General features: G+C 60.1%; 11 protein-coding genes. 7 read left to right on the top strand and 4 right to left on the bottom strand.

Annotated elements, in window-relative coordinates; all coding sequences use genetic code 11:
• Window position 1: 1 nt before the first annotated feature.
• Window positions 2–1,000 (bottom strand): dTDP-glucose 4,6-dehydratase, encoded by a 999-nt coding sequence (rfbB, locus tag ACT3TS_RS10150; RefSeq protein ID WP_444531391.1) that lies wholly within the window; start codon window positions 998–1,000, stop codon window positions 2–4.
• Between the two features lie 336 nt (window positions 1,001–1,336).
• Between rfbB and ACT3TS_RS10145 the strand changes: the two genes are divergently transcribed.
• The 7 genes from ACT3TS_RS10145 to ACT3TS_RS10115 all read left to right on the top strand — a co-directional run bounded on the left by ACT3TS_RS10145 (window position 1,337) and on the right by ACT3TS_RS10115 (window position 7,421).
• Complete coding sequence (locus ACT3TS_RS10145; RefSeq protein WP_444531390.1) at window positions 1,337–1,822, top strand: hypothetical protein; 486 nt, start codon at window positions 1,337–1,339, stop codon at window positions 1,820–1,822.
• Between the two features lie 44 nt (window positions 1,823–1,866).
• Entirely contained in the window at window positions 1,867–3,102 is a 1,236-nt protein-coding gene (locus tag ACT3TS_RS10140; RefSeq protein WP_444531389.1) for a hypothetical protein, read from the top strand.
• Window positions 3,095–4,090, top strand: a complete 996-nt coding sequence (locus ACT3TS_RS10135) for a glycosyltransferase family 2 protein (protein ID WP_444531388.1) — start codon at window positions 3,095–3,097, stop codon at window positions 4,088–4,090. The genes ACT3TS_RS10140 and ACT3TS_RS10135 overlap by 8 nt, the downstream gene beginning before the upstream one ends.
• A gap of 76 nt (window positions 4,091–4,166) precedes the next feature.
• On the top strand, window positions 4,167–4,916 hold the full coding sequence (locus tag ACT3TS_RS10130) for a glycosyltransferase family 2 protein (RefSeq protein ID WP_444531387.1): 750 nt from the start codon (window positions 4,167–4,169) through the stop codon (window positions 4,914–4,916).
• 3 nt (window positions 4,917–4,919) lie between these two features.
• A complete protein-coding gene (locus tag ACT3TS_RS10125) occupies window positions 4,920–5,342 on the top strand; it encodes a DUF2304 domain-containing protein (protein WP_444531386.1) in 423 nt (140 codons plus the stop codon).
• A 50-nt stretch (window positions 5,343–5,392) separates the two neighbouring features.
• Window positions 5,393–6,280 (top strand): glycosyltransferase family 2 protein, encoded by an 888-nt coding sequence (locus tag ACT3TS_RS10120; RefSeq protein ID WP_444531385.1) that lies wholly within the window; start codon window positions 5,393–5,395, stop codon window positions 6,278–6,280.
• A 52-nt stretch (window positions 6,281–6,332) separates the two neighbouring features.
• A complete protein-coding gene (locus ACT3TS_RS10115) occupies window positions 6,333–7,421 on the top strand; it encodes an NAD-dependent epimerase/dehydratase family protein (protein ID WP_444531384.1) in 1,089 nt (362 codons plus the stop codon).
• Window positions 7,422–7,499: 78 nt separating this feature from the next.
• Here the strand turns inward: ACT3TS_RS10115 and ACT3TS_RS10110 are convergent, their stop codons facing one another.
• From ACT3TS_RS10110 to ACT3TS_RS10100, 3 genes are all read right to left on the bottom strand, one after another.
• Window positions 7,500–9,179 (bottom strand): acyltransferase family protein, encoded by a 1,680-nt coding sequence (locus ACT3TS_RS10110; RefSeq protein WP_444531383.1) that lies wholly within the window; start codon window positions 9,177–9,179, stop codon window positions 7,500–7,502.
• Between the two features lie 550 nt (window positions 9,180–9,729).
• Entirely contained in the window at window positions 9,730–11,223 is a 1,494-nt protein-coding gene (locus tag ACT3TS_RS10105; protein WP_444531382.1) for a hypothetical protein, read from the bottom strand.
• 481 nt (window positions 11,224–11,704) lie between these two features.
• Window positions 11,705–12,883: an acyltransferase family protein gene (locus tag ACT3TS_RS10100; RefSeq protein WP_444531381.1), complete on the bottom strand. Its 1,179-nt coding sequence runs from the start codon at window positions 12,881–12,883 to the stop codon at window positions 11,705–11,707.
• Between the last annotated feature and the right edge of the window lie 27 nt (window positions 12,884–12,910).

Here is a 12,910-nt window from a genome sequence, read left to right as displayed (position 1 = left end):
GCTACTGGCCCTGTTCCTTGTATTTAGCTTCGGTTGCCGCCTTTTGCGGACGCCACCAGGCTTCATTGTCCCGGTACCACTTGATGGTGTCTTCGAGCCCGGCCTCAAAGTTGGCAAACGACGGGGCCCAGCCCAGCTCGGTGCGCAGCTTCTCGGACTCGATGGCGTACCGCAGGTCGTGGCCTGGCCGGTCGATGACATGGTCATAGGCGTCGGGGGCTTGGCCCATGTGGGTGAGGATCAGCTCAATGACGTCCTTGTTGTTTTTCTCACCGTCGGCACCGATCAAGTAGGTTTCCCCGATGCGGCCCTTTTCCAGGATGGCCAGCACGGCCGAGGAGTGATCGTCGGCGTGGATCCAGTCACGGACGTTCTCGCCCTTGCCATACAGCTTGGGACGGATCCCGTCGATCACATTGGTGATTTGGCGCGGGATGAACTTTTCCACGTGCTGGTACGGGCCGTAGTTGTTGGAGCAGTTGCTGATGGTGGCCGCCAAGCCGAAGGAACGCACCCAGGCACGCACCAGCATGTCCGAGCCGGCCTTCGTGGAGGAATAAGGGCTCGAGGGGGCATACGCCGTCTCCTCCGTGAACCGCTGCGGCTCATCCAGGGCCAGGTCGCCATACACCTCGTCCGTGGAGATGTGGTGGAAACGGGTGCCGTGCTTGCGGGCAGCCTCAATGAGCGTGTACGTACCAATGATGTTCGTGTCCACGAACGGGCGCGGATCATGCAGTGAATTGTCGTTGTGCGACTCGGCCGCGTAATGGACCACCGCGTCGGCGGCAGCCACCAGACCGTCAACGAGTTCCGCATCACAAATATCGCCCTGCACAAAAGCAAAACGATCGGCAGGCAGGCCCTCCAGGGAGACCAAATTTCCGGCATAGGTGAGTTTGTCCAACACCGTCACATGCATGCCGGTATTTTCAAGGACGTAATGGACAAAGTTGGAGCCAATGAACCCGGCACCACCGGTCACAAGGAGTTTTCGCATGGATCCAGCATACGGGAACGCACCCAGTCCCAGCCGGAGCGGATAGGCTCTAGGCGGGCTGCAGCGTGCAGCGCAACGGATTCCCGTGCCTTGGTCCGTCCAACACCGGCTGCCTCGATGTTGGTTGGCCTGATCACCGAAGGACGACGACGGCGCGCACCTTCCGCGGTCTGCCGCCGCCTGGCGGGTGGGCGGGAAACAGCACGACCAGGCACGAACGGACGTGCCGCAGGCCACGGCGCACCCCATGGTGGACAGGCGTTTCATGCCAAGACAACAGAGCTGTCGGCGTGGCGCCGTGGGGTAAGCTGACTACGCAACATACGGAGGAGCACTTTGAAGAAATTCTGGGCGAGCATCGCCCTGGCAACAGCCTTGGTCACAGCAGTTTCCGGCTGCACGATCGTGGACAAGGAAGCTCCCGCCCCCATCGCTGTGGACGGCACCGCCACCGAACCGGCAGCCATGGACTACCCCGAAGCGACCGCGGACGTGGATACCCGGCTTGTGGTGACGGTTCTGGAGGGCAACGGCCTGGGCATCACCACCCATCAGCTGTTTTGCTCCGGATCAACAGCCGTCAGCCCCACAAACCTTCCCGACGCCGATGCTGCCTGCGCCGTGGTGGAAACCTCCGCGGACTTGTTTAAAGCTGAGCCCAGGCCGACAGACGACAAGAAATGCACCGGCACGGGAAACCAGGTCGTGGCTGACGTCTTTGGTGAATCACAAGGCAACCACGTACGTGTTTCGTATTTGCGGGACAATCTGTGCAACGCCAAGGTCTGGGACAGCCTGACACCTCTCATTGGACTTGGCTAGACGTGTCGCCGTCGGCATCCGGCAAGGGCAAAAGCCTGTCCTCAGTGGGGCTCTCATCCCTTGTCGCCGCGGCTAGTGGCTACCTGGTGCTCATCGTCGCCTCGCGCAGCCTGACACCCGCTGAAAACGCCAACTTCCTGGCTTTTTGGGGTGTGCTGCTGGGCATGTTCGGGGTGCTTACCGGCTTGATGGCGGAAGCCACACGGGCGGTGAAGTCCCGCTCCATGCGTCAGCACGGCCCCGACACACCCGGCGCCCCGGTCCTGCCTGTTTCACTCATGATCGGCGCCGCCGCAGCCCTCGTCGTCGCGCTTTGCAGCCCCTTCTGGATGCCTGCCTTGATCCCAAATGCCCCGCCCCTGCTGTGGCTGGGCATCGCACTTGCCGTCCTGCTGTATGCCGGCCACATTGGGCTGGCAGGTGCAACAGCCGGTTTGGAGCGTTGGGGCACCTATTCTTCACTGGCTGCCACCGAGGCCGTCTTCAGGCTGCTGGTCATGGCTCTTGCCGCTTTCCTGGGTGGCAGCCTGGCCGGCCTCGAATTTGGTGCCTTGAGCGGCACACTTGTCTGGCTCTACTTCGCCTTCCTGAGCAAAGGGGGCCGTGCCGGACTGCGCGCACGAGCCGATGTGGGGGTGCTCCCCTACATAGTTCGCTGCGGACTGGCCATGGCCACCGCCGCCGCCACCGCTGTCCTTGTCACCGGCCTGCCCGCCGTGATTAAAATCGCCGCCGACCCTGCCGACTTTGCCCTGGCAGCCCCGCTCCTGCTCGCCATCTCCCTGACCCGGGCGCCCATCATGATTCCGCTGCAGTCGTTTCAGGGCGTGGTCATGACCGCCTTGATCCATTCACAGCGCCCGGCCCACCATGTGCTGGCAAAACCGTTTGCCGCCATCGTCGCCCTGGGCCTGGTCGGCGGTGTGCTGGCAGCCATTGTCGGCCCCTACATCATGCTCATCTTCGGCCCCGACTACTCCGTTGACGGGTGGCTGCTGGGGGCATTGACACTCGCCGCTGCATTCATGGCGATCCTCACACTCACCGGCACGGCAGCAATGGCCCTGGGCCGGCACCGCCTCTACCTTGCCGGCTGGGTCCTCGCAACAGTTGTGTCGGTGGCGATACTCTTCGTGCCCGCCCCGCTGGATCAAACCGTTGTGGCCAGCCTTTTCGCCGGCCCCATTCTCGGTGCCCTGGTCCACGCCGCCGGCGTGCTCCGCACCGGAACCAAGACGTCCCTGGTCCCGTCAACCCCCAAGGATTCCATCGATGGCTAACAGCCCCCGCGTCTCAATCATCATGCCCTGCTTCAACGCCGCCGCCACAGTGGAACGGGCCATCGGCAGCGTCCTGAGTCAAAGCTGCACCGACTTTGAGCTGATAGTCGTCAATGACGCCTCCACCGACAACACGGTTGATGTGGTCAAGGCGGTAATTTCCGCCACCGCCGACACCCGGGTGCACCTCATCGACATGCCGGTGAACGTTGGTCCCTCCGGTGTGCGCAACGAAGCCCTGCGTGCCGCGTCCGGAACCTTCGTGGCCTTCCTGGATTCCGACGACGAATTTCTCCCCGCATTCCTTGACCACCACGTGGCAGCCCTGGGCGACGAGGTGGACATTTCCATTGCCGGCCATTTTGTGGTCCGGCCCGACGGCAGCGAAACGCCGCGGCACAGCCAATTCCTTGGCCAAGGCACCGGGTTGGAAGCCATGCGCGCCGCCATGCTGGACAACATCCTGCCGTTTGCCTGGGACAAGGTTTACCGGCGCACTCTTTTCGACGGCGTCCGCTTCCCCGAGGGATCGACAAGGTTCGAGGACATGACGATCAACATTCTGCTGGATTCCCGGGCGCGCACTGTCACCAGTGCGGCAGTGCCGTTGAACCGCTACTACATCTCCTCCGAGTCCTTGACCTGGGGCAAAATTCCGGCACGGAGCGATTCCGACCTGGCCCTGGCTGACCTCCACGCCCACCTCCCCGAGGAATTGCGCAAGGGACGCTTCGCCAAGCCGTATGCAACGATGAGGCTGCTCATCACCATGATCATCGCCCAAAGCGCCATCATGAAGCTTGCCCACCAGCCGGAAGCCCGTGCGACCATCGACGACTGCCGCCGCTCGCTTCCGCTGTCCTGGATTGTGGCGGCCGCAATCGTCAAACCCCAGTTTGCCGCCGCAGCCCTCATGCTGAAGGTGGCACCAAACACATTCGCGAAGATCTATCTGCGGCATTCGGCGAGCAGCTACGGTTTGGACTAGCCATCAGAGGACAGCACGGGCCGGACCGCGCCCGCAAACCCATTCCCCCGAACACGATTGGTATAGATTGGAAACCATGACCCAACCATTCCTACAACGCGTCCTCGTCATCATGCCGGCTTGGAACGAGGGTCTGGCTGTCGGTGACACTGTCCGGGAAGTCTTGGCACGCCCGGAAAAATACGACATCCTCGTCGTCGACGACGGATCGACGGATGACACGGCGCGGATTGCAGCCGCGGCAGGAGCCACGGTGCTTCATCTGCCCTTCAACCTCGGCGTCGGCGGTGCCATGCGCGCCGGCTTTAAATACGCAAGCCGAAACCACTACGACGCAGTCATCCAGGTTGACGCTGACGGCCAACATGATCCCAAGGACATTGCCGTTGTGCTCCAGGGACTCGCCAACGCCGACATCTCCATCGGTGCCCGGTTCGCCGACAAGGGAACTTATACAGTCTCCGGTCCGCGAAAGTGGGCCATGATTTTTCTTGCCCGGACCATCTCCGCCCTTGCCGGCACCCGGCTGACGGATGTCACCTCGGGATTCCGTGCCGCCAACTCCCGGGGCATCGCCCAATACTTGGACCACTACCCGGCAGAGTATCTGGGAGACACCATTGACTCGTTGGTGGTGGCGATTCGATCGGGCTGCATAGTCACCCAGGTTCCTGTTGAAATGCGGGCACGCCAGGCCGGCACGCCCAGCCACAACCCGGCCAAGGCGGCCATGTACCTGGGCCGGAGCATTTTTGCCTTCCTGTTTGCCCTGACGAGGAAACCCTCTACCCTCTTCCACGCCGAAGCTGAAGTTAAGGTGAATTAGGCAATGTCGGTTATCGCCGCTTTTATACTTTCCCTTCTCATCGTCCTGCTTGTTTTTGACATGCTGCGACGAAAGAAAATTCGCGAAAAGTATGCTGCCCTGTGGCTTGTCGTGGGCTTGTCCATGCTTGTCCTCGCAGCTTTTCCCCGGCTGCTCGAGTTTGTTGCGGACATTCTCAACGTCCAGGTCCCGTCGAACCTGCTTTTCGCAATGAGCATTGTGCTGGCTCTTGGCGTCTGTCTCCATCTTTCCTGGGAAATCTCCGTGGTCGAAGATGAAACACGGGTCTTGGCCGAGGAAGCTGCAATTCTGCGGGCCCAACTGGACAAACTCGAGCAAAGAATCAGCGTCTTGACCAGCCATTCCAGCCCTGCCAGCCAGGGGAATCCGTCGCTGCCCGACGATTCGCCGCACCACGAAGAATAAGCCCACCAGGCTTTGCCCCCTGTTTCCGGGGAGAAAGAGACGTACCCACAATGCCTTTGGACATCTTCATTCCGTACTGGGGAGATCCCGGTTACATGAAAGAAACTCTCAACAGCGTCCTGGCCCAGACCAGTGACAACTGGCTGTTGACGGTGGTGGATGACGCCTATCCGAATCTTGAAATTCAAGAATTCGTCACGGGCCTCAAGAATGACCGCATCAAATACATCCGCAAGGAGCACAACGGCGGCATCACAGCGAACTATCGCACGTGCGTGGAGCTTGCCACGGAAGAGGTCATGGTCATTCTTGGCTGTGACGACGTCCTGCTCCCCAACTATGTGGAAACAATCTCAGCAGCGCACGAGCGATTCCCCAACGCGGCGATCATCCAGCCCGGCGTGCAGGTCATTGACGAAAACAGTGTGGTCGTCAAAACCATCGTTGACACGATCAAGCAGCGGGTAGTCCGTCCGCACGGCAATGGTCCGCAGCTTGTCTCCGGCGAATCCATCGCCGCCAACTTGATGCATGGCGACTGGCTTTACTGGCCGTCCCTGGCGTTCCGCACCGACAGGATGCGTGCCGTTGATTTCCGTGACGGCTTCCCCATCATTCAAGATCTTGCCTTGATCATGGACATGATTTATGCCGGCGACCAACTGCTGATCGAGCCCACGGTGTGCTTCTCCTACCGGCGCCACTCAAACAGCGCCTCGTCGTCGAAATTGATCGATGGCTCACGATTCGTTGGGGAGCGGGATTATTTCGCCGTTGCCGCCGGCCAGGCCGGCGACATCGGGTGGACAAAGGCAGAGCGGGCCGCCAAGTTGCGTCTGACGTCCAGGGCCCACGCACTTGCCCTCGTGCCCAAGGCCCTGCTTGGCCGGGACAGGAAAGCTGCTGGAACCTTGGCACGCCACGCCTTCGGCTCATAACTAAACTTCCCTTCTTTTCGGCTTCATCATCATTTGGAGAAAGAAACCTACAATGAACATTTCCCCTGAACAACGGACGGAAACCGTCCTCGTCACCGGCGGCGCGGGATTCATTGGATGCGCCATTTCCGCATCCCTGCTCCAGGCCTTCAACCGGGTGGTGGTGGTGGACAATCTCCACCCCCAAATTCACGAATCCGGTGAACGCCCGAACGAACTCGCCGACGGTGTTGAATTGGTCGTCGCGGACATTACCGAGGCAGCAACGTGGGACAAGGTCCTTGCCGACGTTAAACCTGATGTCGTCATCCACCTGGCAGCGGAGACAGGGACCGCGCAGTCACTCGCGGAGTCAACCCGCCACACCCTCGCCAACGTTGTGGGCACCTCACAGCTCCTGGACGGCTTGCTCCGAAACAAGGCCCTCCCCCGCCGCATCGTACTGACGTCCAGCCGCGCAGTGTACGGCGAAGGCGCCTGGCGCAAGGCCGGCGGGGCCCTGTTCTACCCCGGGCAACGGACCAGCGAGACCCTGGACAAGTCCGAATGGGATTTCCCGGACGCCGAGCCCACCGCCATGAGGGCCGCCGAGGTCTTCCCGGCACCCGTGAGCGTGTACGGGGCCACCAAGCTGGCACAGGAAAACATCCTGCAGGCCTGGGCCAAGTCCTACGGTGTGGAGACGGCCATCCTGCGCCTCCAGAACGTGTACGGGCCCGGCCAGTCACTGATCAACCCCTACACGGGCATCATGAGCCTCTTCTGCCGCATGGCCATGGGCTCGCGCTCCATCCCCTTGTACGAGGACGGCGAGGTCCGTCGCGACTTCATCTTGATCGACGACGTCGCCTCTGCGGTAGTGGCCGGCGCCATATCTGCACAGACCCACCCCACACCCCTGGACATCGGCTCCGGCGAATTCCAGACGATCGGCACGGCTGCCGAGACCATCGCCGCACGCTACGGCGCCCCTGCGCCCCATGTGACCGGCCAGTACCGCCAGGGCGACGTCCGCCACGCCTGGGCCGACATTTCCGATGCCAAGGCCGTCCTGGGTTGGGAACCGCGTTACAACCTGCAGCAGGGAATCGCCCGTCTGGCCGACTGGATCGACGTCCAGCCGGATGTGAAACCGGCATAGTTCACGCCACGTGCCATTGAAGGCCCCGCCCCTGTTGGGTGCGGGGCCTTCAGCTTTGGTGTCAGCCGGCTTTGGCTGCTATTTCACGTTCCAGCCTGTGGCTGCCTTGAACTCACGTTGAAAAACCGGTGTGAGGCTTTCCATGTAGGTCCTGGTGATGTGGTTGTCGTCCTTGTAAACAATCACATTGCCAATGATGGCGGGGCAGTTCTTGTCGTCGCACAAGTAGTCGGTGAAGTCCAGGAACTTCGTGTCGGGCAGGCTGGCGGCAACGGCCTCCGTCGGTGAGGCGTCATTGAAGACATCCACCTTCTTGGCGCCGCAGCCGACGTCGTCGCCGGGCGACTCAGCAAGGCACTCGGGCACGTTTTGGGGAATTCGCGGCGTGTCCCGCACGGCCACCACCTCGATGCCAGCCGAATTCAGTGTCTGCACGGCGTCGACCCACGAATTGTCGAGCTCTTCCGGTACGCCCCAGAGCACATTGGTGCGGGTGATGGTCGTGACCACAAGATCAGGTTTCATGGTCAGGACCTTGGCCATCGTGGCCTTGTTGAATTCAGCGCAGCTGTCGGTGATCCCGGTCGAGGTGTCCTCGCCCAGGGGGCAATATCCCTTGGTCAGCGACGTGATGCTCCAGTCGTTCTTCTTCGCCATTTCCAGCAACGGGGTATTCAGGACATGTGCATGCGAGCTGCCCATGTCAACGATGGATTTCCTGCCGTCCTCAACACCGTTGTTGCACAGGTTCAACAGTTCCTTTCCGTCTGTCTTGCAGTTCCCGCCGTCAAAATTTGGCCAATCGTCAGGGAGCGCTGTCTTGGTGGGAAGAACCGGAGCCCCGGGGTCGGCACGGTCCACGAAGTCGGGAGACAGGGAAGCGGCCCCGGGATTGTTCTTTGCGGCTTGGGCCAGCAGTGCCTGGTTCTGGAGGTGGCCTTGCAGCTGCCAGCCAGCCAGGGGAACGCCCACGAGTGTGGCGCACACGAGAACAACGGCCAGCGCCCTGCCCCGCTTTTGCTCCATCAGCTTGTTGCGCCGCAGCGGCGCATCGATGAATCTCGTCGCCAACCACGCCGCTGCAATGGATGCCAGGATTATCCCCAGACCCGCAACGGGACCGGCCTGGGCACGCCCCGACACCACCAAATAGGTCACCAGCAGGGGCCAATGGAACAAGTACAGCGCATAGGAGCTGTCGCCCAGCTTGACCAGCGGCTTCCAACTGAGGAAACGGTCCGCGCCAACATTGCTGTCGGTGGCTCCGGCCACAATCACGCAAGCAGCCGCCAACGTCGGCCACAATGCCATGTAGCCCGGGAATTGCTGGTCAACCTGCAAGACAATGCCACAGGAGAGCATGGCGGCGATGCCCAACCAACCGAGGACAATGCGGGTTGGGCGGCTGAACTTCAGATAGGGCAGAACCAAGGCCAAAAGTGAACCAAGCGCGAACTCCCACAGCCGCGTGCGTGTGTCAAAGTAGGCGAAGGCCTGGTTGTTGGCAGTGGTGATGATCGAGAAGACCAAGGACACTGCGAAGACGGTGCCAAACAGCAAAATCAACAGCGGTCTGATGCGCAGCCTGCCCAGACGAGCCAATACGGCCGCCAACGCAAAGATCAAGGGCCACAGGATGAATATCTGTCCCTGGATGGACAACGACCAGAAGTGCTGCAGCGGGCTGGCCACACTGTGCTCAGCCGCATAATAATTCACGGACTCGGAAGCCAGGAACCAGTTCTGGTAATAAAACAAGGAAGCCCAGGTTTCGCCAAATATTCCTGCCCACCGTTCCTCGGGCAGGAATAGCCGAGTGGCCCCCAGGGTGGCCAAAGGGTGACTGCGATGAGCGGCAGCAGCCGCTTGAACAAATGCACCCAGTACTTCAGCAGGTCAAGGGGCCGCCCGGCTTCCAGCTTTCGGGTGAACTGGCCCGTCAGCAGAAAGGCTGAGATGAGCAGGAAGATGTCCACGCCACCTGAAATTCTGCCAAACCAGACGTGGTAGGCAACCACCATGAGTACAGCCAGGGCTCTCAGACCCTGTACCTCAGGTGGATACTTGCGTGCAGCAGCCTGTGAAGCTGCGGGCTGCTTCACAGGCTGCTCTTCGTCCGGTGGCCTGCAGCCGCGTGGTGGTGCCTTGCGTCATAAATTGTTACCTCTAGATGATGTCGTTGCCGGCGATGCGGCACGGATCCCCCCGGAGAGTTTACCAATTCGTTATCAAACATTCACCTATTGGGTTGAATATCACACACACAAGGCAGGCCAAGGATCGGAGGCGCGTTCCCTTCACGATCAAATTATGGAAGATCAGCCAGGATCCGATCGAGTGCGGGCTGGTTCTCGGGATCGACGATTATCTGGGCGCGGGGATCCGCCACCTTTATGGCGTGGACGACCTCAGGCAGGCTGTCGGGACCGCTACTGAGGGGAAACATGTTCAGCGACAGCTTCCAATTGTGTTCTGAGTAGTTCCCCCGAAGGCCGTCAAACCACTGCTGCGCCAAAATTGGATCCACATCGTTCGCGTTGGTCGTCAAGTACATGACGGGCCCTCTCAAATCCATGCTGCGTCTGACGGCTTGAAGTACCCGTTCGCCCGCTCCGGATCCAGCTGTCAGGGCATCTCCCTGGTTCTCCAGTTGAACGCCGGATTCAGAGGTGGGGGGTAGCCCAACCTCGCGAAGGGGCAGCACCAAACCAAAAGCCTGTGTGAGTCCCAAGGAGACAACAATACTGGCTGCCACCAAACGCCAGGATCGTGAAATCCTCGCCAGGTCATGGCCGGCGTCGCTGCGGCGCATGACTAATTGATTGACGGCCACTGCCAAGCCAATGAGTGTTATCAGGGTCAAGGCTATGGAGAATTTCTGCATGTAGTAGCTGAGTGTGCCTGTCTTGGCCAGCTGGGCCACCGCCATGCCCACTACTACGACCAATCCCAACCACACGGTTGCCATACTCCAGTTGCTCCGCACTGCGGACGGTCGCTCAAATGACCTCCGATTGCTGAGAAAGAGTGAAACGCCGGCAAGCATGCACAGAAGCGCAATGAGCAGGCCGAAATCAAGCGGCGGGAGCCCACCCGTTGCAAAGAGAATCCCTTCGGCCTTGACGGTGAGCAGTTGACTCGCTGCTGTTAGCGTTGCAATCAAAACCAGAACTACCACAGCGGAGGCAATGATCGCGTCCCTGCGGCTCGACTTCCAGCGGCCTCTCGGCGTCACAAGAAGTACGGCCAAGATACCCGGAACAAGCAATACACCCAGCAGGACCCAATTTTGCATGACCGCCGAAACGCAAGCACCAACAGCGACCAACGGGAGCGGGTCCAATACGCGAGTCATGGACTGGCACAGAACTACTGCAGCCGCGACCATTGCCGTCGTGAACAGGAAGTTGGAGTATCCATGCATGGAGGCCAAAGCCCCGGGCCCGAATATCCATCCACTTCCCACAAAAACCGCCGTGGGGACGCCAATAATCGGGTTCTTTCGCAAGGCTGGCAAGGCGCATACCGAGGCGACGACCAATACTGCAATCAAGATATTCATGACCGCGTTGAAGTTTACAAAGGCCACCACACCTGATTCCCAGGCCGCTGTGTCAGTGGGGCGTGCCAACTCGCTGACCATGACCAAAACGCTGTGAAACCCCTGGGGATAGTCTGCGAAGGACCACCGGCTCTCATCAGGGGCCAGGCCCGCCAAGGGCACTACGGTGCCACGGGTCCGCTGCATCTGGAAAATATCAAAATGTGACGCGTTGTCCCACGACATCAACATCAAGGCCATGGCGTCCTCAACGCGCCGGACCAGGAATCCGGGCATGTTGATGAACAGGGCACCTGCCGCAGCAAGCAGCGGAACAAAGTCGATGACCGCAAAGCGCGGAAGCAGCCGACGCAGGCCGCCAGGCGTGGTGGCGTGCCATGCGCCGCAAAAGACGGCCAGAGCCACCAGCAATGCCAGCAGGACCGTGGATCGAAAGTTGGGCGGCCAGTCCAGCGGCATCCACCAGAGAAGTGGCACGAACCCAAAGACCACTGCCAAGGCCCAGAGTATTCGACCGGAAAGATGCTTGGAGACGGGAACCAGCACGAGGAGCAGCCCGACCGCACCGAGCACCCACATACCGTACAGGTGGCCCGAAGAGCGAAGCAGCAAAACTAGTGCGAAGGCCAGGACAGCCAGTGCTGCCGAACCTGCAAGACGCCCTCGGCGGGGTATTGCCGAAAATATTTTTGGCAATAGCACGCCAATCGAACGCCCCAATTCAGTGCGCACGTTTCTCCGTCGCCAGATTCAGGGTTTCTGCTTGGTCGCTTGCTCTTGCCTCTGCCAATTTTCCACGCTGCAAAGCCGTGTTCAACTTTTTCTTTCCTCGCACCCGTCGCATTACCGGACGTTCGACGAACAGCCAACTCGCCGCAGCGAACGGCACCGTTATGACCGCTGCTGCGAGACTGAACCACAAAAGGCCCCACTCGTGGGCGCCGAAAACGGCCAACAGCTGTTGAACGGCAAATGCATATATATAGATCCCGTAGGAAATATCGTTCTTCGCTATCAGCTGCGGCTGCCTTACCACAGTGGAGAGCCAGATGACTCCATATGCTACAAAGAGGGCCGACGCCTGCACGCCCCAACCAGGGACAAGGGAAGCAATGGCAAAGGCGGCGATAAGTGAGAGTGATCCCGGAATCCAGTGGAACCCAACCCTGTCCTTCCACATGAATATGACCGCTCCACCAAGAAAGAACGGCAATAATTTGAGCATGAGGACAACATCAAAATTGTCATTGGTGAGTCTATTGATCCGGTCTATGTTTGCTTGCGCAAAAACCGCCACAACGAATCCCAGAGTCATGGGCCACGGGGAACGGCGGACGATGGCGAATGTTCCGAGCGCCGCGACAATGAGGTAGCAGAGGAACTCGTAGTACAGGCTCCACAACGACCCGTTCCACGCTCCCGCGTACGGGACATCCAGCGGGGTCCCTGCGATGTCATAAAACCGCATTTGCAGCATGCCGTTCGAGATCAGGAAATTCAGTGGCGAATGTGCCGAAGTGAGATATCCATCGAGAGTTCCTTTGGCCGCCAGATAACCAATCGGCGCAAAGAGCAGCGCCATGAGCCCCAAACAAACCCAGAATGCGGGCATGAGACGAGCAATTCGGTTCACCAGATAAGGGCCAAGGGCGTTTGACCATCGGCTGGAAGTAATCAGATAGCCGCTAATCCCAAAGAAACCTGCGACTGCCCAGCCACCGAGCGTGTCCCCTGCGAATCGGAGTTCATCGGGTTGCCCGGTCAAGGGCCAGCTATGGTGCACCAGTACAGCGAAAGCAAGGGCCAGCCTAATCAGGTTAAGGCTGTTGTGTCGTGGATCCAGCAAAATGCCAAACCAAGGCCCTCGGGCAGGGTCGCACACCCGTCGTTTGCTGCTCAATGAGTTCCTAATCTTCCAACTTGCAAC

This window comes from Specibacter sp. AOP5-B1-6 (assembly GCF_052376555.1).
Classification (GTDB): domain Bacteria; phylum Actinomycetota; class Actinomycetes; order Actinomycetales; family Micrococcaceae; genus Specibacter.
This window is presented reverse-complemented; position numbering and strand designations above follow the sequence as displayed.